At 50.3% G+C, this 24606-nt stretch carries 26 protein-coding genes and 1 pseudogene; 4 read left to right on the top strand and 23 right to left on the bottom strand.

Going from position 1 to position 24606, the window contains the following annotated elements:
* Window positions 1-96: 96 nt before the first annotated feature.
* Window positions 97-966 (top strand): annotated as a pseudogene (locus JW814_03875) (DMT family transporter).
* A gap of 37 nt (window positions 967-1003) precedes the next feature.
* On the opposite strand, the gene JW814_03870 reads toward JW814_03875, so the two are convergent.
* Window positions 1004-1462, bottom strand: a complete 459-nt coding sequence (locus tag JW814_03870; GenBank protein ID MBN2070575.1) for a MarR family transcriptional regulator — start codon at window positions 1460-1462, stop codon at window positions 1004-1006.
* 423 nt (window positions 1463-1885) lie between these two features.
* On the opposite strand from JW814_03870, the gene JW814_03865 reads away from it, so the two are divergent.
* Window positions 1886-3034, top strand: coding sequence for a saccharopine dehydrogenase NADP-binding domain-containing protein (locus tag JW814_03865; GenBank protein ID MBN2070574.1), 1149 nt, complete (start codon window positions 1886-1888; stop codon window positions 3032-3034).
* 21 nt (window positions 3035-3055) lie between these two features.
* On the opposite strand, the gene JW814_03860 is transcribed toward JW814_03865, so the two are convergent.
* The 14 genes from JW814_03860 to JW814_03795 form a co-directional block, all read right to left on the bottom strand.
* Window positions 3056-4183, bottom strand: a complete 1128-nt coding sequence (locus tag JW814_03860) for a DUF2891 domain-containing protein (protein MBN2070573.1) — start codon at window positions 4181-4183, stop codon at window positions 3056-3058.
* Window positions 4180-4866, bottom strand: a complete 687-nt coding sequence (locus tag JW814_03855) for a hypothetical protein (protein MBN2070572.1) — start codon at window positions 4864-4866, stop codon at window positions 4180-4182. Before JW814_03855 ends, JW814_03860 begins: the two co-directional genes overlap by 4 nt.
* 111 nt (window positions 4867-4977) lie before the next feature.
* A complete protein-coding gene (locus JW814_03850; protein ID MBN2070571.1) occupies window positions 4978-5667 on the bottom strand; it encodes a hypothetical protein in 690 nt (229 codons plus the stop codon).
* A gap of 92 nt (window positions 5668-5759) precedes the next feature.
* Complete coding sequence (locus JW814_03845) at window positions 5760-6506, bottom strand: SDR family oxidoreductase (GenBank protein MBN2070570.1); 747 nt, start codon at window positions 6504-6506, stop codon at window positions 5760-5762.
* 45 nt (window positions 6507-6551) lie between these two features.
* On the bottom strand, window positions 6552-6947 hold the full coding sequence (locus JW814_03840) for a carboxymuconolactone decarboxylase family protein (protein ID MBN2070569.1): 396 nt from the start codon (window positions 6945-6947) through the stop codon (window positions 6552-6554).
* Between the two features lie 55 nt (window positions 6948-7002).
* Complete coding sequence (locus JW814_03835) at window positions 7003-7614, bottom strand: DUF4203 domain-containing protein (protein MBN2070568.1); 612 nt, start codon at window positions 7612-7614, stop codon at window positions 7003-7005.
* 211 nt (window positions 7615-7825) lie between these two features.
* Window positions 7826-8473, bottom strand: a complete 648-nt coding sequence (gene lepB / locus JW814_03830; protein ID MBN2070567.1) for a signal peptidase I — start codon at window positions 8471-8473, stop codon at window positions 7826-7828.
* Between the two features lie 148 nt (window positions 8474-8621).
* Window positions 8622-9242, bottom strand: coding sequence for a hypothetical protein (locus JW814_03825; protein ID MBN2070566.1), 621 nt, complete (start codon window positions 9240-9242; stop codon window positions 8622-8624).
* 42 nt (window positions 9243-9284) lie between these two features.
* Entirely contained in the window at window positions 9285-9830 is a 546-nt protein-coding gene (locus tag JW814_03820; GenBank protein ID MBN2070565.1) for a hypothetical protein, read from the bottom strand.
* Between the two features lie 256 nt (window positions 9831-10086).
* Window positions 10087-11187, bottom strand: coding sequence for a linear amide C-N hydrolase (locus JW814_03815; protein ID MBN2070564.1), 1101 nt, complete (start codon window positions 11185-11187; stop codon window positions 10087-10089).
* Window positions 11184-11549 (bottom strand): C_GCAxxG_C_C family protein, encoded by a 366-nt coding sequence (locus tag JW814_03810; GenBank protein MBN2070563.1) that lies wholly within the window; start codon window positions 11547-11549, stop codon window positions 11184-11186. The genes JW814_03815 and JW814_03810 overlap by 4 nt, the downstream gene beginning before the upstream one ends.
* Before the next feature lie 125 nt (window positions 11550-11674).
* On the bottom strand, window positions 11675-12259 hold the full coding sequence (locus JW814_03805) for a GNAT family N-acetyltransferase (protein ID MBN2070562.1): 585 nt from the start codon (window positions 12257-12259) through the stop codon (window positions 11675-11677).
* A 41-nt stretch (window positions 12260-12300) separates the two neighbouring features.
* The gene (locus JW814_03800) at window positions 12301-12501 is read right to left on the bottom strand and encodes a hypothetical protein (GenBank protein MBN2070561.1); all 201 of its coding nucleotides are present in this window, start codon (window positions 12499-12501) and stop codon (window positions 12301-12303) included.
* Window positions 12502-12829: 328 nt separating this feature from the next.
* A complete protein-coding gene (locus JW814_03795; protein MBN2070560.1) occupies window positions 12830-15112 on the bottom strand; it encodes a vitamin B12-dependent ribonucleotide reductase in 2283 nt (760 codons plus the stop codon).
* A 394-nt stretch (window positions 15113-15506) separates the two neighbouring features.
* On the opposite strand from JW814_03795, the gene JW814_03790 reads away from it, so the two are divergent.
* Window positions 15507-16184 (top strand): hypothetical protein, encoded by a 678-nt coding sequence (locus JW814_03790; protein MBN2070559.1) that lies wholly within the window; start codon window positions 15507-15509, stop codon window positions 16182-16184.
* A gap of 123 nt (window positions 16185-16307) precedes the next feature.
* Here the strand turns inward: JW814_03790 and JW814_03785 are convergent, their stop codons facing one another.
* Entirely contained in the window at window positions 16308-17075 is a 768-nt protein-coding gene (locus JW814_03785) for a Stp1/IreP family PP2C-type Ser/Thr phosphatase (protein ID MBN2070558.1), read from the bottom strand.
* A gap of 60 nt (window positions 17076-17135) precedes the next feature.
* A complete protein-coding gene (locus JW814_03780) occupies window positions 17136-17663 on the bottom strand; it encodes a GNAT family N-acetyltransferase (GenBank protein MBN2070557.1) in 528 nt (175 codons plus the stop codon).
* Between the two features lie 87 nt (window positions 17664-17750).
* On the opposite strand from JW814_03780, the gene JW814_03775 reads away from it, so the two are divergent.
* Entirely contained in the window at window positions 17751-18443 is a 693-nt protein-coding gene (locus JW814_03775) for an HAD family phosphatase (GenBank protein MBN2070556.1), read from the top strand.
* 19 nt (window positions 18444-18462) lie between these two features.
* Here JW814_03775 and JW814_03770 read toward each other — a convergent pair whose 3' ends face one another.
* The 6 genes from JW814_03770 to JW814_03745 all read right to left on the bottom strand — a co-directional run bounded on the left by JW814_03770 (window position 18463) and on the right by JW814_03745 (window position 24535).
* Entirely contained in the window at window positions 18463-19128 is a 666-nt protein-coding gene (locus tag JW814_03770) for a response regulator (GenBank protein ID MBN2070555.1), read from the bottom strand.
* A gap of 105 nt (window positions 19129-19233) precedes the next feature.
* Window positions 19234-20262 carry a hypothetical protein gene (locus JW814_03765; GenBank protein ID MBN2070554.1) on the bottom strand — a complete coding sequence of 343 codons (1029 nt, stop codon included), beginning with the start codon at window positions 20260-20262 and terminating at the stop codon, window positions 19234-19236.
* 202 nt (window positions 20263-20464) lie between these two features.
* Window positions 20465-21802, bottom strand: a complete 1338-nt coding sequence (locus tag JW814_03760) for a replication-associated recombination protein A (GenBank protein ID MBN2070553.1) — start codon at window positions 21800-21802, stop codon at window positions 20465-20467.
* A gap of 17 nt (window positions 21803-21819) precedes the next feature.
* Window positions 21820-22761: a fructose-bisphosphatase class II family protein gene (locus tag JW814_03755; protein ID MBN2070552.1), complete on the bottom strand. Its 942-nt coding sequence runs from the start codon at window positions 22759-22761 to the stop codon at window positions 21820-21822.
* A 16-nt stretch (window positions 22762-22777) separates the two neighbouring features.
* Window positions 22778-23209 (bottom strand): zinc ribbon domain-containing protein, encoded by a 432-nt coding sequence (locus JW814_03750; protein MBN2070551.1) that lies wholly within the window; start codon window positions 23207-23209, stop codon window positions 22778-22780.
* Window positions 23210-23341: 132 nt separating this feature from the next.
* Window positions 23342-24535 carry a hypothetical protein gene (locus tag JW814_03745; protein ID MBN2070550.1) on the bottom strand — a complete coding sequence of 398 codons (1194 nt, stop codon included), beginning with the start codon at window positions 24533-24535 and terminating at the stop codon, window positions 23342-23344.
* Between the last annotated feature and the right edge of the window lie 71 nt (window positions 24536-24606).

Genomic DNA, 24606 nt, shown 5'->3' with positions numbered 1-24606 from the left:
GCCCCGATATTCGTAAGCGGGAAAGAGGAACAAGGTATCGTACGGGATAAAAAAGAATCACCCGGTCCCAACAGGGGGAAAAGCATCGCGAAAACTCAATCGCGCGGAGCTGAGGTCCTTCTCCTGCTTGCGTCGGTCATATGGGGTTTTGCTTTTGTCGCCCAGAGAGCCGGGATGGATCATGTAGGGCCTTATATTTTCAACGCCGTCCGTTTTGCCCTGGGCTCGATCGTACTTATCCCGTTCGTAATATCTTCAAGAAGGGGCGACCGGGAAAAAGCTCTATCCCCTGTATTAAAAAACGGGATCGCCGCCGGTATCGTCCTTTTCTGCGGGGCTTCCCTTCAGCAGACCGGCCTGGTAAGCACCACGGCGGGAAAAGCCGGTTTTATTACGGGACTGTACGTAGTCCTCGTTCCGGTCCTTGGGATATTCATCGGACAAAGGACCGGTTCGAAGACCTGGACAGGGATCGCGCTGGCGGCAACAGGGCTATATCTGCTGAGCTTCAGGGGTAATTTCAATATCGGCAAAGGCGATCTCCTTGTGCTCGCCGGTACTTTTTTCTGGGCAGTCCATGTTCTTTTGATTGGATCTGCCACGAGGCGCGTCAACTCGCTTCTTCTAGCCCTTGTACAATTCATTGTCTGCTCGTTTCTCAGCTTTACGGCAGCGGCACTGATCGAGACGATCGAACCGACCGGACTGATCCGGGCATCTATCCCCATCCTGTACGGAGGACTCCTCTCCGTCGGGATCGCTTATACCCTCCAGGTGATCGCCCAGAGGCGGACTTCCGCTTCACACACGGCGATAATCCTCAGTCTTGAGACAGTATTCGCCGCTATCGGTGGGTGGATCGTACTCGGTGAGACGATACCGATTCGTGGTCTGATCGGTTGCGCGCTCATGCTGTCAGGCATACTCGTCTCGCAGGCGGGAATCGGAAGACCGGCGCGCGATTGAAAAGGGCCTCTCTGGCGGTAAGAGTCGACGCCTCTCCTTATCGCTCCCTATGCCCCTTGACCCAGACGTCTATCGCGCTGATCAATTGTTCGATGGCGAAAAATACCGACTGCTGATGCTCCGGATTGATCTGCGCCATGATCTCGGAGTGCAGATCGAGCGAGACCTGCCTGATATCCTCGACTATCTTCATCCCCTTCTGAGTAAGGTCGACATCGATATTCCTTCTGTCTTCGGATGAGATCTTCCTGATTACGATCCCCTGTTTCTCCAGGCCGGAGATGATCCGGGTCACTCCGCCGGGAGTAATGCCAAGCCTCTGACCTATCTCCTTCATGCCGATGGATTTCAGGTTGAAAAACTGCATAAGGCAGTTGTATTCAGCGGTAGATATCCCTACCTGCTTGACGAAATAGAGATCCTTCAAAGCGCATTTCTGCCGTAAAAGACAGATCAGATCAGCCATCTTTTCGATTTGTTCCTCTTTTGGAGACATCTTTATCTCACCTTTTTACCAAGTGATTAAATATTCGACTTGTTAAATATTTACAACTGTTACAATATTCCAGCCTCTTTTTCAAGTATTTTTATGATTCGTTTTTTTCAGTACGGGGCCGTGGTATCGATTGCGCGCATCGGAATATTACCTCTCAATCAGCCCGTCCCGACCGGCTTTCCCGGGGATGATGCCGGAGGCAGGAAAGCTCTTTCATTGACTTTATCGCGATCATCGGTATATTAAGATCATGGATGATTTAATTTATGACATGAACTACGTATTCTGCAAATATCGCGACTCCCTGGTGATCTGTCTGAACCGTTCCAACGGCCTCTGAGATAAAGCCTTTCCGCTGACATATAACCCGCATGGATCCTGGCACAACAGAGACCGGTAATAAACCGGCCACGGGAGGATATAATGAAAGTCCTGGTACTTGGCGCGGGCCTCGTGGGAGGTCCCATAGCAGCAGATATCGCAAAAGACGACCGATTCGAAGTGACCGCCGCTGATATAGATCCCGGTAACCTCGCGCGGCTCAGATCGGAAGTCCCCGTAGAGACGGTGGAGAGCGACCTCTCTGATCCAATCAGGGTAAAGGACCTCGCCACGCCTTTCGATTTTGTCGTCAGCGCGGTCCCGGGAGAGATCGGTTTCCGTACATTCAAAGCCGTTATCGAAGCGGGCAGAAATATAGTCGATATAGCTTTCTTTCCTGAAGATCCCTTCCTCCTTTCCGATCTGGCCCTGAAACAGGGTGTCATTGCCATTATGGATTGCGGGGTGGCCCCGGGAATGAGCAATATTCTGACCGGATACGTCGACTCCATACTCGATGAGACTTCAAACGTAGTGATCTATGTTGGAGGACTTCCTGAAAAGAGGGAATGGCCATATGAATATAAAGCCGTTTTTTCTCCCGCCGATGTCATCGAGGAATATACCAGGCCGGCAAGGATCGTCGAAAACGGCAGACATATTTCAAGGCCAGCCCTGACGGAGACCGAATTGATCGATTTTCCCCGTATCGGTACTCTTGAAGCGTTCAACAGCGACGGGCTCAGAACGCTGGCATCGACGATCAAGGGGATAAACATGAAGGAAAAGACCTTGAGGTATCCCGGCCATGTCGAAAAAATGCTTCTTCTTCGCGAGACAGGATTTTTCAGCAAGGATGAGATCGAGATCTCCGGAGCCCGGATCCGTCCCCTTGACCTTACTTCAGAACTCCTTTTCCAAAGCTGGAGACTCGGTGAGAACGACGTCGACATAACCGTCATGAGGGTCATCATCGACGGGAAGAAGGATGGAAAACCGTTAAGATACAGATACGATCTCTACGACAGGCGTGACGAAGAGACAGGGATACATTCGATGGCCAGAGCGACCGGCTACACGGCCACCGTAGTTCTGAGGATGCTCGCCGAGGGACTCTACCTGGACAAGGGAGTATCTCCTCCGGAATATATCGGGCGATCGCATGAATGCGTCAGATACATTCTCGCGGGGCTGAAAGAACGGGGAATAGAGTACGGGGAGAGGATAGAAGTATCTAAAGAACAAGGTTGACAAAAACCATTCCGCGCGCGATCAGTCCGGCGTAAGAAGGTAGACGGCGAAAGAAGCGAGCCAGTGTTCTCCTTCGTAATTCCCGCTGGCGATATTCGCGAGAGCCGCTTCGGCGTGACGGCATGCTGATTTTTCCAGTACCTCCGCCCGGATATCGCCATCGGGCAACGCCGAAGCTATCGCCCACATACACCAGGCTCTGCTGAGATTGAGGCCGTCGAGGTGTACTATCTTTGGATCGCTTCTGTCCGAGACTATCGCTGGAATGAGAAGACTCTCCGGCTCGGAGTCCCTCAATCCAGGGAGAAAACTTTCAAGCCAGTCGCTGAACTCTTCCCTGCCAAGGACTCTTCTCATGAGATCGGCTTCGATGAGGCAGGGAGAGAAAAAATCGTCTCCGTCAGGTTCCCAACCGCCCGGACATCCTCTATCCCCGAGAAAATAGCTCCTGCTCCGTTCGATCAAAAGATCCTCAAATTCCTTTTTGCCTGCCATCCTCGCGTAATCAATGGCAAAGGCGATCCCGAACGCCGTATTCGGATGGACGCCTCTTCTAATCGGGTATGTCTGAGTGGGAAGAAACCCTGTATACCTCTCGACTATCAGGTCAGCGAGAGGCCGCAGGTTGACGGAAAGACCCTTCAGGACCTGGTCGTCTGATCGATCCAGTTCTCCTGCCAGCTTGAGAAGCCACGCCCAGCCGTATGTACGTTCAAACGATTTTCTTTCTATATCTTTAAAATATTCAGTTTCAGCAGCTATATTTTCGACTGAGAGATTGTCTGAAAGCGCCTCCCTGATCCTCGCGCCCTCTTCTATTTCCGGAAAAAGATTGATGATCCTGGCCAGCATCCAGTGTCCATGAACGGAAGAGTGCCAGTCAAAACACCCGTAGAATGCCGGGTGCAGCTCGCCGGGGCCCAGCACCTGCGCGGCATTGCTCATTACATGGCCCGGTTTATTTGGAAATTCCCTTTGAATACAGGCAAGAGCTATTTCAGCAAAGGCGCTTGCCGTTACCGACGAAAGACTCTTTTCAATGACGCAGCGGTCAATTTGAGGGTCCCCCGCATCTGCGGCGGCTGAAAGAAACAGAAGGATGACCGATACCGTCATGATCAATGATCCCGATTCTCTTGCTGATCTCATCGCGTCGACCTTTCCTCCTCGTAGATATAAAGAAGACTGTCATAGGCTGAGGCGTATGTCACCCCGAGCACGGGAGTTATGAGAAAGTTAAAGATCGAGGATGTAAACAGCCCCAGAGAAGGCATATTTATAAGATACGGGAAGACTGCCAGTCCGTACAGGCCCAGAAGGATGCCATAATAGATCAGAAGCTTGCCCTCATGTCCGCGTGTCATCGCGATACTGAATCGGAAAGAATCTGCCATCGGAAGCTTCTTGTCGACGACTATGAATATACTCATTCCCAGCCTCAGGATCGCAAATATGCCCGGGATGACAAAAAGGAAAGTCCCGAGAGCGATCAACAGTGAAAGTGAGATCGAAAGAAGCCAGACAGGCTGAAAATCGGAAAAGACGCGGAATATGTCAGCTGTGCGGATATCCTCTTCCCCCCTGACCAGTCTCAAACAGAAATTCAACCATCCAGCCGTCAATATCAGTCCAAAGGAAAGTTGAATGATTATCCCGATCGTCTCTCCAGAGGGGATCCGGCCAAGCATGAGCAGGAAAAGCGAATATAATATGATCACGGCCATACCGGAAAGCAGGGTACCGGTCCTGGTCTTTAATATATTCATCCCGCTGCTGAACCAGCCATCCACCGAAACGGGAAACGGCTGCGATCCTTTATTTTCCTCTTCCATACCTCTCTCTTCCCCGGAAAATATTCCGGTCCCGTTCCAGCCGGATCAAAATGGCCGACCTACGCTTCCAGCGTTCAGGAGCCGCTTATACTACGCCTGTGGACGCGCTTTTCAGGCCGTCTCGGAGACCCGTTCCCTGACCAGCACAGCCTCGTAGATCGATGCCAGCGTCACCCTCGTCCAGATCACGGCGGGAATGATCCCAACACCAAGGCAGAGCAGCCCCGCTATCACGATCGGGATCGAAAGGAGATAAATGACGAAGATATCCATCCCGTGACCGTTCGTAAGATTCCAGCTCTGCCTGATCGCCTCGATAGCGTCAAGTTTCCTGTCTACTACGAGAAAAGGTACAAAAGCCAGTTTACACGCCAGAAATATGCCCGGTATCACCAGGAACATTAACCCGACGCCGATCATGAACTGAACGAGCAGATGGGACAGGATGGCATTGAGATAATTCTTGAACCCTTCTGAAAGCCTTCCTACGTCGCACTTTTCCCTTCTCGCCGCCTGCAGATATACGAAAAATGCCCCGTACTTAAGTGGAGCGATCACGAGGAATGAGTAAAGATAGACGTAAAACCCCGCGACCGGATTCCAGTATGGATGAAAGCCTCTGCCGGCAGATGTGAAAATCGCGATCGGCGGCCCGGTCACGGCGATGACGATCACGACGACGAGAAGAAGTTCGAGAAAATTTTTCCAGGTCTGGTTCCACCCGTTAGAAAAAGCCGAATCGACAGTCGGCCTGAGGATAGCGTCTGCTTTTTTAGCTTCAAAATATTCCTGCTCGCTCAAGATATTCTCCTCTCTCGCTGGACCTGCCGGCGAATACCATCCTTAGACGGATCCTGTTGAATAATCAAGGAACTCCTCCGCACAGACCACTTTCACCTGATATAGCTGCCCGCATTTATATCGATAGTCGAACCTGTACCATGATCGAGTAAGCCTGCCGAGATAAATGCTACCAGAGGGGCGATATCTTTGGGCTCGGTCATTTCGCCCAGAGCGAGTTCGTTATCGATTATCTCCTGTTTATCGGCGATTCTTTCGGTCATCGGCGTCCAGACATACCCCGGGGCGATGACGAAAGATTTGATATTGTGCATTCCAAAAGACCTCGCTATAGACCTGCTCAGCGACACCATCCCGCCTTTTGAAGCCGCATAGGCGAGAAAATCCTCTTTTTCGCCGCGGAAAGCCGCTCTCGAAGCGATATTGATTATCCGCCCTCCTGAACCTTTCATAAAATGGTTAATAGCACAGTGACATAAGGCTCCCGCTGAAGTAAGATTCGTGGCCATGGTACGTTCCCATATGTCGATCCACTCTCCAGTATCAAGAGAGACCGGCGCGTTCTCTATGACACCGGCATTATTGACCAGGACCTCGACTTTTCCCATCTTTTTTACGACATCCCCGAACAACCCTTCGGCATTACCTCTTATCGAAAGGTCCGCCTGGAACGCCATCGACCCGTTGTCGAATTTTTCTATCAATTCTTCCGCCCGTTTCCTGCTGCTGTTATAATGCAGTGCTACCCTGGCGCCGCAATCCACAAGCATTCCGGATATTTCTTCTCCTATCCCACCGCTGCCTCCTGTTACGAGTACCGTCATCCCGCTGAGGTCCATATACATAGATTTCTCCCTTCAGATCGCCTGATCCCCGATCCGCTATCATTTCTTTTTTTTCAGGTCCCTTTTTCCAAACAGATCACGGGCCGTATAGAGGGCGTTCAAAGCCCTGGGAAATCCCGTATAGACCGCCATCTGCAGTATTACTTCTATTACCTCCTGGCGCGTAGCTCCCACATTGAGAGCGGCATGGATATGAAGGCGAAGCTGCGGTTCGCAATTACCCGAAGTGACAAGGGAAGCTATAGCCGCCAGTTCCCTCGTCCTCAGATCCAGCCCTGGACGCGAATATATATCCCCGAATGGAAACTCTATTATATAGCGGCCGATCTCCGGAACCAGTTCTTCGAGATCCTTTACCGCTTTCTCTCCTCCCTTGCCGTCGACTTCCCTGAATCTCTCGATTCCCCTTATATCGCCGCTTTCTTCCCTTTTCATCTTACTCCTGTCGGTCTTGTCCGGTTTGATCGATACGAGTGACCGGTAACGCAGATCACTTTTTCCCGGATCTCTTTTGCCCGGAAAATCTATACTGGAATACGACTCCCGATAAGGCAAGAAAAAACCAGCTTAAAAGCACGATGAGACGGGATCCAATATCGGGGAGGACTACCTGTCCAGGCACTCTGAATACCACCACTGATGCCAGCGCGCTTCTGAAGAAAAGCAATATTCCCGTAACAATGTACCAGGCTCCGATCACAGCCGTCGAGACTGTCAGGACGAATCGCTGGAATGAGACAGCGAGTATTCCACCTGCTGCCGCAAGGATTATAAACAGGATTATATTCATCCCGTTTCCAGCCATACTGGCCATCATTACACATGAAAGCCATCCGGCGGCAGCACCGACTATGAAGATTCCCATATAGTACAGTGTGACAAAGATCGATCCGACGATAAGACCTCCGGCAACACCGGCGATCAGGGCGACGATCCCGATCCCCCCGGTAAAGGTAGCCGTGACACCTCCGGCAAGCCAGGCCCCCGTGATGAAACCGATGATCCCCAGGACTGCCCTGAAAGCGCGATACCCCCAGAAACATGAGACGGCGCCGAAGAGGACAGAGATGACGGCGTAACCGTTAAGCGCACCGGTATTCATTATCGTATTTCCTTCCCGATCCTGTGATTGACGCAAGAAAGATTAACCGTTTAACGACTGTCCGTCAACATCGATAGTCTTTTTCCAGCCAGACGCGCTTCGCTACCGCGCCTAAGGAAGGTTTTTTCGAATGGAATAAGCTTGCTCGAGTGACGTAAAAACGGCCGGATAAAAATTCGCGGCCGTCTTTCCCGGAGACAAACAGGTCTTTTCACATGACTCTGATCCTGTCGAACCGTGGCATCAGCCTTTTACTGTCGAACGAGAACCAGCAGACCGAGAGCTTGCCTTCAATATTCCCCAGGGGAAGCAAGCCCCAGTACCTGCTGTCATAACTGTTTTCCCTGTTATCGCCCATCACGAATACGTACCCTTCGGGAATACTCATCTTCATATTATCCGCGTGCCTCGCGGAACGGATATGCTGGATCTTGTGCACCCTGCCAAAAAGATCCTCTTCATACAGATCGGCCTCACCGGTTTTGCCGATGGCCCTCTGATCTATTTTCTCTCCATTTATATGGAGCCTCCCGTTCCTGAACTCGACGATATCTCCCTCTACGCCGATCACCCTCTTCGTGAACAGGGACCTTTCCCTACCGGGGAACTTGAAGACGACAACGTCTCCCCTTTCCGGCGAAGACCATTCCACAATGCTTGTCTTGGTAAAAGGCACTTTCAAACGGTAAGCAAGCTTGTTTGAATAGAAGAAATCCCCTTCAAGGATCGTGGGCCGCATCGAACCGGTAGGAACCACATAACTGGCAAAGACAGACGACCTGACGCAAAAGAATATCAGTATGAAAGAGGAATAGAACAGAATATTCCGTATCAGGCCCTTTCTTGTCTCTATTTTCATGACAGACCTCCAGCAAGTTCGAATATAACTATCATCTCGTACTGATTATACGCCTGATTTCCGGGAATGTTTCGCTCAAGAGCGCCGCACAGTTCACACCGGCCTGGTGACTTCCATAATGGATACCCTGTCACCGGCTTTATTCAGTTTACGGCCTGCCTGTTTCGAAACCGGAAAATGTCCTGAAGCCCTTTACTGTCTCTTTCAGTCTCCACTTTCCGTCCTTTTTCAGAAAGAATGCTATATTCCTGGTCTTCGGAAGGATACGTTCATCGCTGCACCTGTAGGCATTGCAGAAGTAGACAAGCGCCTGCGACCGGTCAGAATTGAATCCTGCCCTGGACAGGACAAGTACTCCCGGAGTGTCAGGATAGATCCTGTCGAAATTATCCCAGTCCTGAGAAAGACTGTCACCGAGAATACTGAAATATTCTTCCATCGATATCAACCTGTAATCGGCATCGATCTTCAGCTTCCTTTCAAGAACCACGGCGCTGGCGTTACGCCTGATAATCGAATCAAATGTCTCATCGCTGAGTTCCTTCCATTTTTTCTTAATCTCCCCGAGGTGGACGACGATACACCACGGTTCAGTCATCTCGGCTATCAGGATCAGATCGATATCGCTCCCGTAATACGATTCCACCAGTGCCGAGATCACTTCATATTCATCTTCGGTTAGAGTCTCCCCGTAGCAGGTATTTGCTGAAGCAATGAACAGAAGAAAGATGAGGACTCCCGTTATAAGGGTTTTTCTTCCAGCGTTCATGATTGGTTCCCCCTCCCGTGATCAGGACTGTTCGATAGACGCCTATTCAAAACGGAATGTCGCGGCAGATCTCTCGAACATGTTTTTATACTCGTCATACTTCAAATCCTCGGCGACGCAACTTATCAGGCAACTTTTTCTGCCCCTGACCATGGTATAACTTATCACCCTGTTCTTTCCCTCGGCCATCGCGATATCGAATATCAGAAATTTCGCCTCTTCACCATTGATCCTGATATCCCCCCTCTCGATCTCCGCGAAATAGTCGAATTCCCCTGCCTGTTCCTCGACCATGCTGTCAAATAAATCTGAAAGGCCCGTCTTCTGCGGCATCTCCTCTATATCTATTCCGATATATTCTGAAAAGATGTCCTCATCGCTTTCCCATGGACTCACTGCTTCGGTAAAAGAGCCGCCGAACGAGTCTTCGACCTTGACCTGCCAGCCATCGGGAAAAACTATTGAGAACTCTTTGTCCGGACTGTAATACCGTCCCGGGTCCTGAGGCTTCTTCCCCGAGCAGAGAAGATTAAAAAGAGATATCGAGACTATGGCAGCGGCAAGAAAGCATCTTCTGCCTTTATTCATAAAATCGCTCTCCTTTCAGGAGAATGATCTGGAGTAACTCCCGTCTCGACTATGGACAAGACGGCGCACCAGCCAAACCCTCTTTGAACGAGCCTGAACAGGAATCAGACTGACTATACCCGCTTATATCCGTTCGTTCAATTACTATCATTCATTCATCTGCCTGATCATATTTCCCGATCGGGGCATTCAGGGAATCTGCGCGAGAGCAGCGGATTTCAGTCCCTCGTTTTAAGATAGACAGGTGATCGTGTATTCAGCGATCTCCACTGCCTCCACAATATCTGAGAAACCTGCCCAGAAGCTCCTCGGCCACTTTTTTTTCGAGAAGACCTTCCTCTGTCGATCTCTCGAAGACAAACTCCAGCAGTCTTCTGTTTTCAGGATCTGTGAAAGGTTTAAACCTGTTTGAAGTCTTTTTCCCACAGTCAGTAGTTATAAATCGGATCATCGGCTCCTGTTCAAAATCGAAATCGCCGACGCTTAAAGAATGGATCGCCGGTGAGCATCCGGTTCTTAAATGGATCCCACCCCCCATAATATCATATGCGATACTCCATTTCGTGTCATCCTGCCGAACCGAATCGAGTACAAAAAAAGCCGCTGATAAAGCCGCCTTGCTTTTTGATCTTTCTTCATCGCGCAAAAGAGCGACAGTCCTTACAAACCTCTCGGGCGAAGTCGCCCCCCCGGGAATGGCGATATCTCCTCCAAAACCGCGGTGGCGCCGGAGGTATCGCAGGGAATTCTCATAACTGTTATTGGTAAGGACCTCTACCGCCGCATCGGTACCGGTATACGACCTTACCTCTCCAGAGATGAATTCAATGATCGCCGCCTGACCGGTTCGATCACATAAAAAATAATGCAGCCTGACAAGCAATGGAGAGACAATTATCCTGTCAAGGCTTTCAAGCACCTGCGAGACCGATCCTGAATTGTCCAGATGGTACTGGATCCACTGGAATTCGTTGAGGAAAAAGTTGCCTGATCCGGGATAGTCTGACAGGTTATAGCTCAGTTCCTCGATTACAAGGCCTTTTTCATTCATCCCGCCGAGCGGGAATTCTTTTCCAAACTGGTTAAAGGTCACGCTTCCATAAAGCGATCTCCACTTAAGGGGCTTCGTACTACCTGCAGGAAATGACGATTTGTCCACACTCCTGCGGTTGACGCAGATAAATCCTTCCCCCACCGGCCAGTCAAGATTCTTCGCCAGAATGATACTGTCATCGCGTTTCAGCACAAAAGCCGTACAGGCTGATACCGATGACCATATCGAAAGAACAACGAGAACTGCGACGACTGCCTCCGACAGAATTAACGTCCATTTCCCCAGGCCTGCGTACCATCTCAATCGTTACCGCCTATCAGGTCGAGCGCGAACCCGGCTGCCTCAGAAACGTAGTCACTGCACTTCTCATGCAGGTCATCATCCTCGAAGGCTCGCTGGCCCCTCTCTGTCGCCAGATCGCATCCGGTCAGATCGAGACAGTTGACAGAACCGAATCTGTTATTGAATATCTCTTTCAATCTCTGAACCGCTTCATAGCACTGCTCGGCGGACTGCGCAGGCGAGTTTCTTCCCATAAAGATACTCACAGCCATTATCGCCCCGCTGAGAGCTCCACAGAGATATCCAGTCCTGGAGATACCAGCGCAGAATCCGGTAGCTATCTTCGGGATCAACTCCGAGACGAGTCCCTTGCTTTCAGTCACGGAAAGCAGAACGCTTTCAGCTCAGCAGTACCCTGAATCGAACAGATCCCTTCCTCTTTGCCTCACCTTGTCAGACATTCTATTCCTCTTTTCTTCAGACAATTTCCACCGGTCCTGTACCGGTATCAGGTCGATCGATCCTTCCGGTCTATCTCTACCCTCATGACAGGTCTTGCGGGCGAGCGTCTTGCGACCTCTGTGAAACCAGCCCGTATGAAAGCGGCGGGGATCCCGGTCCACGCGAACGCCGGAGGTATTTCCTTACCGGAAGAGGGTTCCACGGGATACCCTTCGACGATTTTCGCGCCCCGGGACCTGGCATATTCAATCGCCGCTTTCAGCAACTCTGTCGATACCCCTTTTTTCCTGTACGATTTTTCAATAAAGAAGCATGTCACCGACCAGCATGGCCGGTCGTCGACAGGACTGAGGATCCGTGATCTTTCCAAAGCGCAATAACTCTCTCTCGGACTTATCGCGCACCAGCCTACCGGCCGGTCGCCATCAAAAGCAAGGATACCGGGTACTTCTCCAGCATCGACAAGCGCCTTCATAGCGAGCCTGTTACCTTCTCCCTTGCCGGCCCGGAACTGCTTTGGTGGAAGACGCCACAACATGCACCAGCATCCGCCACAGGCGCCGCGCTCGCCAAAGAGAGCGGTAAAATCATTCCATCTCTCCGGGGTCAGTGGATTGAATGACAATTCCATAGGCAAATTCCTTTTACATCGATCCGAGAACAAGATCGCGCCTACCGCGATTTTCTCGAATCGATCAATCCTGATAAAGCAAGGGCGACTCCGATACCTCCTGTCAACCCTGTCAGGAAACCGGTGATGAAACTCCATGGACCTGTCAGATCTGTCGCTCCGAAAACCGGCCCTAGTATCATGCCGGCAGCTCCTATGATCGACATCACCGATCCGAGCGCCAGCCTCTTTTTGTGATTCATCTGATGACCTCCGCTGGTCTTATATCCCTTAATCGGACATTTATTTCCATCTTGATTATTAAACAGCCAGAGATTGAATCTCTCCTGCAAAGATCGACCTGTCGACTGCCGTGGCGATCGACACGGATGAGAAACAGATCAATACGTCGAGGGGATCGAATATCTTTTCGAAGATATGCAGGTTGAAAATCTTTTCTTCTTTAAACAAAACTGTCAATAAACAGACAATGAGAGATTTCCTGTCCGATCCCGCGTCACAAGTAATCCTGCCGCTGCGAGCATCCGGGTATAACTGCCAGGTCTCCCCCCGTATTAAAGGTCTCTTATACTATCCGCATTTCGAAAAACCGCATCCCCGGCATACCGCGCACCCACCCTCATGTTCCATCATTCCACCGCAATCAGGGCAAAGTCCCGCGACGCCCTTCTGCGAGACCGCGTGCACAGTCTTCTTGTTGACTTTCTCTCCGGTCTGCTGTTTTTCTTCAATGAAATGCCTTTCAAGCGCCTTCGCTATCGCGTCGCTGCAGGATAGTATCATGCCACCTTTCTCCCAACCGGGATTTGGACAGCGGATACCATGCAGTTGTTTGAGGATCGATTTTGGATCGATCCCGGCCCTCAGAGAAAGTGAGATAAGCCTGCTTATCGCTTCCGACTGGGAAGCGCTGCAGCCGCCGGCTTTTCCCATTTGCGTGAATACCTCAAAGGGACCATGTTCATCTTCATTAATCGTGACATAAAGGTTCCCGCACCCGGTCGTCATCTTCCACGTCTTTCCGACTGTCACAGACGGCCTTGCCCTGGGGGTCAAAAGGTGGCCAGCAGACGGTTCTGCAACCGACGCTTCACCGACACCCGATTCATCTGCCCGGTTGACCTTGCCGATATTGAGCACCTGTTCTTCCCTGCTACCGTCCCGGTATATGGTGACCCCCTTGCAATCGAGCTCATAAGCCTTGAGATAGACCTCCTCGACATCCTTCCTCGTCGCCGATTTTGGAAAGTTGACAGTCTTGGATACGGCATTATCGGTATATTTCTGGAAAGCTGCCTGCATCTTGATATGCCATTCGGGTTTTATGTCATGCGCCGTGACAAAGATACGTCTCCATTTTTCAGGCACCTCTTCGATCCCCTGCACCGTCCCTTCCCTGGCGATCTTTTTCATAAGTTCCTCACCATCGAATCCTTCTTCGACAGCTATTTTCCTGAACATCGGATTTACTTCCACCAGCTCATCGTTGTCCATCACATTTCTTATGAAAGCAATGGCAAAGAGAGGTTCGACTCCGCTTGAACACCCGGCGATTATGCTTAAGGTACCAGTCGGCGCTATCGTCGTGGTCGTTGAATTACGTACCTTGGGTGCTCCCTTTGTATCGTATACGCTCCCCTTGAAATTCGGGAAAGCCCCTCTTTCTTCTGCCAGCTCGATACTTACATCGCGAGATTCCTTCTGGATGAAGCCCATGACCTCTTCGGCAACTTCGAGAGCCTCATCAGAATCATAAGGGATACCGAGTTGAACCAGCATGTCGGCAAATCCCATCACTCCCAGACCGATCTTCCTGTTGGAAAGAGTCATCTCCTTGATCTTTTCAAGCGGATATCTGTTCCTGTCGATCACGTCATCAAGAAATCTGGTAGCGACCCTTACGGTCGATCCAAGCTTCGCGAAATCGATCGTTTTCCTCCCCCCGGTATCTTTCACCATCCGGGAAAGGTTGATCGATCCGAGATTACATGATTCGTAGGGAAGAAGCGGCTGCTCTCCGCATGGATTGGTGCTCTCTATCTCTCCGACATGGGGAGTCGGATTATTCCTGTTCATCCTGTCAAGAAAGACTATTCCCGGCTCTCCGTTCTTCCAGGCCAGTTCAACGATCATGTTGAATACGTTGCGGGCCGGTATCGAATCGATCACATCCCCTCCATGTGGATTAAGAAGTTCGTAATCCTTATCGGCCTTGACCGCTTCCATGAACTCCTCGGTGACTCCGACAGAGATATTGAAATTGTTGAGCTTCTTATTATCCTCCTTGGAGGTTATAAATTCGAGGATATCGGGATGATCGACCCGCAGGATAGCCATATTCGCTCCACGCCTCGTTCCCCCCTGTTTTACCGTCTCTGTCGCGGCATCAAAGACCGTCATGAAGGAGATAGGACCGCTTGATATCCCTTTCGTAGTCTTCACCCTGTCATTCTTGGGCCTGATCCTCGAAAACGAAAATCCCGTTCCACCCCCGCTTTTATGGATCAATGCCGTGTTCTTGATCGTCTCAAAGATACTTTCCATCGAATCGTTAATCGGAAGAACGAAACAGGCTGAAAGCTGTTGCAATTCGGCTCCGGCATTCATCAACGTCGGTGAATTGGGAAGGAACTCAAGTTGCGCCATCCGATTATAAAATTCATCCTCCCATTTTTTCCTGTTATCGTTGTCGCCGTAGCGTCTCTCTGCCCTCGCAATATCGGAAGCTACCCTGGAAAAGAGTTCTTCCGGTGTCTCAGTGATTATCCCTTTCACGTTTTTTCGTAGATATCTCTTTTCAAGGACCCTGAGAGCATTGTTCGATATTTGAGGTGCGAGACGACCAGAAGACATGTTAACCTCCGTTTTTACAATCGCTTATAATTATTTAGATTTCTTGCCGGTACCCTGTACATTATCTCAATATGTTGGGGCCAAGGGCATACTGCCACACAATATATTGTGGCGTCAAACAAAAAAATAGCAAATTATTGATTTTCTCGAAAAAAATACCCTTCTTTATTTAATTGATTATATTATAACATATTATGCTATAAGTTCATATCCGTGGACCTTCATTTTCCAGTACCCCGGTCTACCTTTTTTTGGGTACCGTAAATCAGCTTTTCTGTGATATATTATCGGTCACGGGCGCAGATAGCGGGGAGGTTCTCGTTAGTCCTTTCTCCCCGGTCCTGGAAGAAAACTCGTTGATCGATCATGCGAGACAGGAAAGAGGAAATTTATCTTGAAGAAAATAAATAGACTACCCGGAAAGCCCCCTGGTCAGCTTGTAAGAAATTCTCTTTTATTTTTTGCCGTTTTATCTTCAATGATCCCCTCTGCCAGGGTGGAAGCACAGACTTTCGGTCAGTACACGACCGCGACTGTCGCTTCAGAGGGAGAGGGAGGACTCTTCGCGTCAGTCGCCGACGAACAGTTCAGGACTGGAGCAATCGCCCGGTTTATGATAAGCGGCAGAAGTGATCTGGGATTCCAGCTTGGATTCGACCGGTCGGGCGGAAGGAATTCCGCCGGGTTCGGCGCCGATCTCAAATACATCGTTACTGGCGATGATTCGTCGGTACCGATCGATATGGCGCTCGATCTCTCGCTCGGTCACTTCCGTGCGGAAAGTAATGGTTACAGCCTGGTCGGGTTCGCCTTTCTGATCAGCGGGACTCTTATAGCCGAGACGCAGGTTCCTGTGGAGCCTTACGGATCGATCGGTCTCTATACCTCATTCCTGCACAATGGCGATCAATGCGAAGGTCTCGGCCCCGAATGCGACGATGACGACACCGATACCGAAACGATGATCCACGCCGGAGCGAAAATAAGATTCTCTGATGAATACCAGTTGCTTCTCGAGGTCAGGATCGATGGCAGGACATCTTTCGGTGTGGCGATAAACGTCGTCTTCTGAACGACCCCCTGCGGGGCCTGCCCGACCAAAGGCAGGTCTCTGGAGCACCGGGACCAGATCACCTGATCTTTGAGGGATCGACCGGTTCCTTATAGCCCCGACAGATCGGAGATACCCTCTTTTTTATCCCTTCGAACTGCTGGCGACGATGAGAGTTATATTATCGGCTCCACCAGCCTTGTTCGCCCTGTTTACGAGCTTCTGACACGCGGCGGATGGATCATTTTCCAGAACGGCTTTTTCTATCTCTTCATCAGAGACCATTGAGAACAAACCGTCAGAACAGATAAGAACGACATCACCTCTGACAAATCCAACCGATTCGTAAAGGTCAGGCGTCACATCCTCTCTGAGGCCTATCGCTCTTGTGATAACATTTCTCTGCGGGTGCGTCCTCGCTTCTTCGGCATCAAGCAACCCCTTTCGGAACATCTCGCCGACGACACTGTGGTCCTCGGTCAGCTGGGTGATCCGCCCCCCGTGCACGAGGTACGCGCGAGAATCACCGGCATGAGCAATATGAAAATGATCTGGAAAGAGGGCCAGAGCAGTGCATGTCGTACCGGCAAGTCCGCTTCTTCCCTCTCCTATCTCTTCAAAGACCTTTCTGTTTGCCTCCCGGAACGCGAGACCAAGCGCCTCCATGGAGGGTACTCCTTCCCCTCTGAAATACGCGTCTCCCATCACCTTCACGGCAAGACGACTTGCCTGCTCACCTGAAAAATGGCCGCCCATCCCGTCAGCGACTACCGCGAGTACTCCAAGATCGACAAGAAGTTCCTCTCTTTCCGGCTCGAAGATCCCGAAGTAATCCTCGTTTCTCACCCTCACCTTCCCTTTGTCACTCATCGCAAAAATGGAGAATTGCCGGTTAATATTTTCTGTCTTCATAAAATCTTTCCCGCGACCATGAGATGTCTTTATATTGAAAGTCAATATAACATAATCCGACTAAACTATCGGCCATTTTTTCGGCATTTTCAGAATCATCACAACGATACCGGCAATCTCGATATCCTGCAGATATTCAGTCTCTCTTATATGATCGGGTAGAGCACCCGATCTGGCCTGTTCAAATCCAAAACGTTCGAAAAAACCTTTCATCTCCGGAAGAGAAAGAGCGTAACATCTTTCACAGATCCCGGAGTAGGATGAAAGAAATCTCCCGGTCAACCCACTCCCCGTACCTTTGTTCTGATAATCGCTCCTAACGGCAAGATGCTTCAAAAGACAATCTCCGTCAAACCTCTTCCCGGTAACTACTCCGAGAAGACTCCCGTCACTTGAGAAAGCCCCGAATATATCTTCCGTCCTGGATTTTCGAGCGGTAGATCCTTCCAGTCCGGGGAGTCTTTCTATCTCTTTACGCAGTTCGGAGTGCAGATCAGTTATTTTATAGATCTCCGCCTCCATAATATTCCCCCGCTGGAAAGAACAGACCGGTTCCTGAAATATAATATTGTCGGAGAAATTAATCACAATACATCCTAAACGTCAATTAAATATTGACTTTCACACTGATATTAATTCTTATTCAGCATCATCCAGATTGAAAGGAGCCTGAATTTGGACAAAGCCAAGACCCTCAAATCGATCCTCGAAGAAAGCAAAGCTGTCATATTTGATTTTGATAATGTGATCGCAGATTCCGAGCCCGCGCACTACCGGGCATATTCCGCCGTTTTTGAGTCGAATGGCCATTTCATAGATATCGATGAATACTGGACAGAATGGACTTCGCGCGGTGGCGGAGCTGAAGGTGAGATCAGCCGTTACGATCTCGATCTTGATCCTGACGAGATCCGCCGCGAAAAGGACCCTGTCTTTTCGGAATATTGCGAGTCCGGCATGATCCCCGTATTCCCCGAAGCGTTGAAAATAATCGGCTCCTTTGCCCGGTCGGGATATATCCTCGCCATAGCTTCAGGTTCTTATGAGAGCAATATCAATACGATCCTTTCGTTGAACGGCATCGACCATCTTTTTTCATCAGTGACTGGAAAAGACAATGTGGCAAGGACAAAACCTGATCCGGAAGTCTACGTCAAGGCGATTGAAGCGCTCGGCCTCTCTCCACGGGAATGCTTCGCGATCGAAGATGCTGAAAAAGGAGTGATAAGCGCCCATGCTGCAGGAATAAAAGTCATTACTGTCGAAACGGCCGTTACGAAAGGTATTTATCCCGGCAAACCGGACCTGGCCCTTTCAGGCCTTGAAGAATTATACTCTCTGATGATCATGGCGGGATTGGAAAAGTGAACGGAGAGAGGGTAAGAATTTATATCCCTACAGTCTCCCCTTCCTCTACCGGTTCATAAAAACTGTCGATTTCCGACAGCATCTGGTTGAATACTTCCCTCATCTGCCGCCTGGCCATCTCGCATTCCCTGAGCGAATCGATCCCATTCTGATTATTTCCGATGATCTCTTCAAGCCTGAGGAATTCAGATCTTAATTTTTCGACCGGCATCGATATGCGTTCAGCCAACTCTTCAACGACCGCCAGAACGGTTTTTTCCTTTATCAGTCCGACTTCGTATTTTCTCGAATTATTCTTGGATATCTGCAGTTTTATCCTTGCTATCAGTTCCTTGAAATCGAACGGTTTGAGGACATAATCATCCGCATTGAATCCCATCGCCTTCACCTTGTCCTCAGTCGCTCCCCTGGCAGTCAGGAATATAATCGGTATATCTTTCGTCCTGTCCATCGACTTGAGCCTCTTGCAGACCTCGAACCCGTCCATCACCGGCATCATGACATCAAGCAGAATGCAATCAGGTATCTTTTCCCTCACCATATCCAGAGCGATCTGGCCATTCTCGGCAAGCCTCACCTTGAAATCTCCCGATTCCAGATCGAACTGCAGCAATCTCCGAAGATCCTTGTCATCTTCGGCAACCAGGATATCTTCCTTTTCCAGTATATTTGAATAATTGTCCAAACCGGTATACCTCCTGTACATTATATCCGTTCACACACAGGGAATCGACAAACCGGCACAATAACTTTATATTTTTTTATCGATTTTTACGATCCGAGAGTCGGTCTATTCTTTTCCGAGACTCTTGATCCTGCCCCATGACATCTTCTCTGCAGCGATCTCATGGTGGACGAAAGTAGTATCGGTAGCCCCACACTCGACAAATGAAGTCTCGACTATTTCCCCCTCGCAGGCAGGTGACGCGGGGTATGTCTTACTGACCTCTTCGATTGTCAGAGACCACGCTACATAGTAAATAATAGCAAGGTCGGGTATATCTGTATCGAAGAAATAATATTCCTGTCCCGGGACTGTTTCCATCTCGACGACAAGACGACCGGACAGGTACCCTGAAGGGAACCTGTCTGTCCTTGCTCTGATGATCGTGTAGTTACCGCTACCGGCAGTCCACGTCAATTTGACCGAACTTGCATATCCAGCCTGCGCGACCAGTTCAGTCACCGGCATATTCGGTTCTTCGCAGAGAGGCTGCTGGCAAGTAAAAAGGCAGGAATCTCCGATATAGCCACCATGATGAGGAGTGAATGCATAGTGGCCCCTGCTGAAGGCATCCCATGTATACATCCTTTGCGTGTGGCGGTTGGCGACTATATTGATCCATGTGAGGTCGCTTTCCGCGCCCGGGGCGATATAAAGGTATCCGACAAGGAAAGGTCCACACAGTGATGGCGCCGCGAGCGTGAGGTTCATCTGATACGAGCTTTCATAGATATCATATGTGGAATAGTTCACTGTTATTCCGTTCTGCGGTGAAAAACTGAGGATAGAATCGTTGGACTGAAGGGCGAACTCCATATAACTTACGCCTTCATGAGCGTTGTAGCAATATATGGGGACCTCGACTATATCCTCCTGCCGGTTTCTCGAAATACTGCATTCTATATCTTCCGGGATCTGGGAAATATCGCCAAAATGCACACAATATCTTACCAGGTAGTCATATTCGAAAAATCCGGGATAAAGCGCAAGTGACCCATAGCACTGGGCGGACGCCTCCCCGGGACTGATAGACAGCATGATTATCGATATTATCGCGATCGCATTGAAGAAATGCAGGGGCTGTATTCTTCTCATGTTGCTCTCCTCTGTAGCGCCCCGTAATTCCCTATATATTTAGTCGGTACAGAATTATATTCAATCTGCTTGAACATACATTTACATAGAGAATTATGACATACTTGCATTTAAAAGTCAACAGGAGGTTTATGATAAATGAGTGTTTATACTTATTGAGGTGGGTTAAAATTTTTAACGGTTCGGGCGAAGCCGATCAGGTTCAGCTGCGCTCGAGCTCGCGCTTTTTCATCCTTACCTTCTGCCAGTATTCTAACCTCTTGATCATATCCCTTTCAAATCCCCTGTCAGCGGGGTGGTAGTAGCGTTTTCCCGCCAGTTCTTCCGGGAAATATTCCTGATCGACTACACTGTCGGGATCATCATGGGGATATTTATAACCTTCCCCATAACCGGTCTCCTTCATCAGGGATGTCGGAGCATTCCTGATAGCCATCGGTACGGGAAGATCCCCATATTCAGAAACATCGCTTGCCGCTTCGCCGTAGGCCCGGTAAAGAGAGTTGCTTTTTGGTGCCAGCGCCATATATGTGACCGCCTGGGCGAGGGCAAGCTTGCATTCAGGCATACCGGTAAACCTGACCGCTCCTGCCGCCGCCATCGCTATCGACAGCGCCTGGGGATCTGCATTTCCGATATCCTCAGAAGCGAACCTTACAAGGCGCCTGGCGACGTAAAGAGGGTCCTCTCCCGCTTCCAGCATCCTGGCAAGCCAGTAAAGGCCAGCATCCGGGTCCGAACCTCTCAGAGACTTGTGAAGAGCCGATATTATATTGAAGTGCCTCTCACCCTTCTTGTCATAAAAGATCCTTTTCGTCTGGGCAGCCTCCTCTATCGAGTCTCTCGTCAGGATCAACCGGTCTCCTCCGTCATCAAGCGATTCTACCACCATCTCGAAAGCATTGAGCGCTGTACGGGCATCTCCGGCGGCGAGATGAGAAAGATAAAACAGATCCTGATCGGAAACGGAGATCTTCTTTTTCCCGAACCCCCTCTCACTGTCCGTGAGCGTGCGCTTCATTATCTCGACTATATCCTTTTCTTCAAGCTGCCTGAGAACAAATACCCTGCTTCTTGAAAGCAGGGGAGCGATCACTTCAAAACTCGGATTTTCCGTAGTAGCCCCAATAAGGACAATCGTGCCGTTTTCGATATGGGGGAGAAAAGCGTCCTGTTGAGCCTTGTTGAAGCGGTGTATCTCATCGATGAACAGAATCGTCCTGACACCGCTCGTCCTGAGCCGTTGATCAGCTTCAGCCACTATCCTTCTTACATCGGCGATACCCGAAGTGACGGCTGAAAAGAAAACAAAATGGGAATCCACCGAACCGGCTATGAGATGTGCAAGGGTGGTCTTTCCGCACCCGGGCGGCCCCCAGAATATTATCGATGATTCCAGTCTTCCCCTGTCGATCACGCGGCGGAGAAGTTTCCCCTCACCGATAATCTCATCCTGTCCCAGAAATTCATCGAGGTTCCTTGGTCGCATCCTCTCGGCAAGCGGTGGACGAATGTCACGTGAAAAAAGATCCTGTCCCATATGAGAATCCGGCCCTTTTATGTATAATCAGGATCCCTGTCGAAGAAATGCTCGGTCTTCAGAAATCTGATCGTTCCCGATCTGCCTCTCAGTACAAGGCTGTGCGTAAGCGCTCCTCCCGGGCGAAACATGACGCCCTCGAGAAAATCGCTGTTCGAGACTCCCGTAACGGCAAACATGATATTATCGTTTTCGACCAGGTCGGAGATATTGTAGATCTTTCCGGAACCGTTTCCGTCAACGAACGGTTCGTCTTCGTCAACGAAGCGGACCTGAAATCCCGCTCTAAGGCATGAAAGCGCCGCCGCGGCAATGATCCCCTGTCTGGAATCCCCTATTCCCATAAAGACATCTATTCCCGTTCCAGGCATCGCCGCCGCAATGGCGGCAGCAAGGTCTCCGTCCCGGCAGAGTTCGATTCTGGCACCTGTTTTTCTGATTTCGGCGATAAGTCCCCTGTGCTTCTCCCTGTTCAGGACCGAGACGGTGAGATCCTCCACATAGACTCTTTTCGCCGCCGCTATCCTGACCAGGTTGTCATAGACAGAGGAACTGAGATCGACAGCATCAGCTGCTTCAGGGCAGACTACTATCTTTTGCATATATCTCGATTCCAGATCACAGAATACGCCCCTGGGTCCGAGCGCCACAGCAGAGATCGCGTTAGCCTGCCCGTCAGCGAGGGAATTCCTGCTTTCGAGGGGGTCGATCAACAGGTCGACTTCCATATCCCCTCCACTGCCGACAACGGCTCCCTGGTGAAGCTTCGACTGGTCAGAGACCCTGTCGTCCCCTATTACTATATTTCCAGTGATCTTGACCCCGCTGATAGCGAGCTCCATGGCTGAAGCGGCGGCTCTGTCGGCCCCGTCAGGATCCCCTTTGCCCATGAATCTTGCTGAGGCAAGTGCCGCGGCTTCCGTCACGCGGACAAGTTCGAGGGCCAGGTTTCGATCCACAATCTACCCTTTCGGATCATTGATCCTCTTTGTCCCATCGATCGCCGCCAGCCTCCCCGGTTCCGGCTCCATCTACTCTTTTCCCAAGCAATTTATCATTTAGTTCCCTGGCCATCTGGTATTGATGAATAGCGAATACTACAGGCAGTACGACGTACGCCACCCCTGCCGTCAAGGGTACGGCGAAGATCTGGATCACGAAAGTCAGCCAGAACCAGTTCCATTGACCGAGATAAACATATCCTACCGGACCAAGCATGATCCAGCCCAGGAAGAAACCTATCGCGGCGGCGACCCCGGGATTCCTCGTTTCCTCGGGGATCTTGAGCTTGGTCAATTCATGTCCGTACATCCCACGGGATCTTGATTCCTCTCTTGATCCCTTCCCGCAATAGACACAGAAAGTACCGCCTTCTTCGAGTTCTTTTCCGCAATGTTGACAGTACATCTTGTTTACCTCCATTCCTGAAACCTTCAATTATAATACGGTATCAGGCAATGAAATGTTTCGGACCTGTATCGCCAGGATCTGTATTGTATATAAATCTTTACGAAAAAGACAAGGAATTTTTATTTTATCTTATTCCCTGGAAGGGTCTTCCCTTGATTCCTTTATCCTGCGAAGGTTGACGGCCGCGGTCATATTGTCCGGTTCGATCTCAAGCACTTTCTGAAGTATCTGCCCGGCTCTGTCCAGCCTGCCAAGAGTCGCCAGCATGGCAGAGAGATTTATCATCCCCGTCGTCCAGTCTGGAAGGGACCTGACGACGCCTTCTTCTATTTCGAGCGCCTCTTCCGTCCTGCCGAGCCAGTGGAGACACATCGCGACTCTGTCGAGTATCTTCGGATCATCACCTCCATTTTCATAGACGGCAAGCGCTTCCTTGAACCTTTCCGTCGCGTAATAGATCCTGGCAAGCTTGCTTTCGATCTTCCAATCGCCGTTCTCCCCGCCCATTTCGAGGAGGACCTTCTCCGCGTCAGCGAAACTGCGGGACCTGATAAGGGATTCGGCGTAGTTCAATCCTCCCTCAATGTCATCAGGTCTTCTGGAATAGTATCTTTCAAGCGGCAGGATCGCTTCCCGCGCTCTTCCGGTAGTAAGGAAGAGAATCCCGAGTTGATAGATGAAATCATCGTTCATATCACCCTCTGAAATCGCCACGGAGAAAAGGCTTTCAGCGGCGGCGGGGCGCGAAGAAGCTATGAGCATTCCTTTAAGTCCAAGCAGATAAGAGTCCCCGGGCGCTCCTTCGAGTCCTTCCTCCACGTTGGCCAGAGCTGCTTCTTCCCTTCCCAGCTTGATATTCGCGACGGCTAGGTTGCGTTTTATCACCGCGCGGTTTTCTACTCCACAGAACTTGCCAGCTTCGGAGAACTCGGTCATGGCACGGCCGGTCCTGCCCGTTTTCATCAGAAGAACGGCAAAATTCAGATGGTTTTCACAATTCATATAATCTTCGACGATGATTTCTTCAAAGAGAGTGATCGCTTCGTCGACCCGGCCGATCTCGCCGAGAGAAAGCGCTCTCTGCCCGAGAAGCCACGGATTGCCGATCCCTCCCGAGATCATCTCTCCTGTAAGATCTACAACTCCCTGGTAATCCCGCGCGTCTATCATCGTCATGATCACCGTTTCGTGATCGATCCGCTCCCCGGCATGCCCCGCATCATCTACCTTCCGGCTGACACACCCTGGCAGGGAAAGACAGACCGCGGCGATGACTACCGCACGGAGAATCGAAAGACGCTCTTTTTTGTTGAAAAAGACCATAGACCTCCCGCCTGTACCGGATGTACGCAGCCAGATTCTACTCTTTCAATCCTCTTTTGTGAATCGAATAA

It is taken from the genome of Candidatus Krumholzibacteriota bacterium, from assembly GCA_016932415.1.
Taxonomy (GTDB): domain Bacteria; phylum Krumholzibacteriota; class Krumholzibacteriia; order Krumholzibacteriales; family Krumholzibacteriaceae; genus Krumholzibacterium.
Note: the sequence above shows the minus strand (reverse complement) of the source record. Positions and strands in the feature narration are given on the sequence as shown.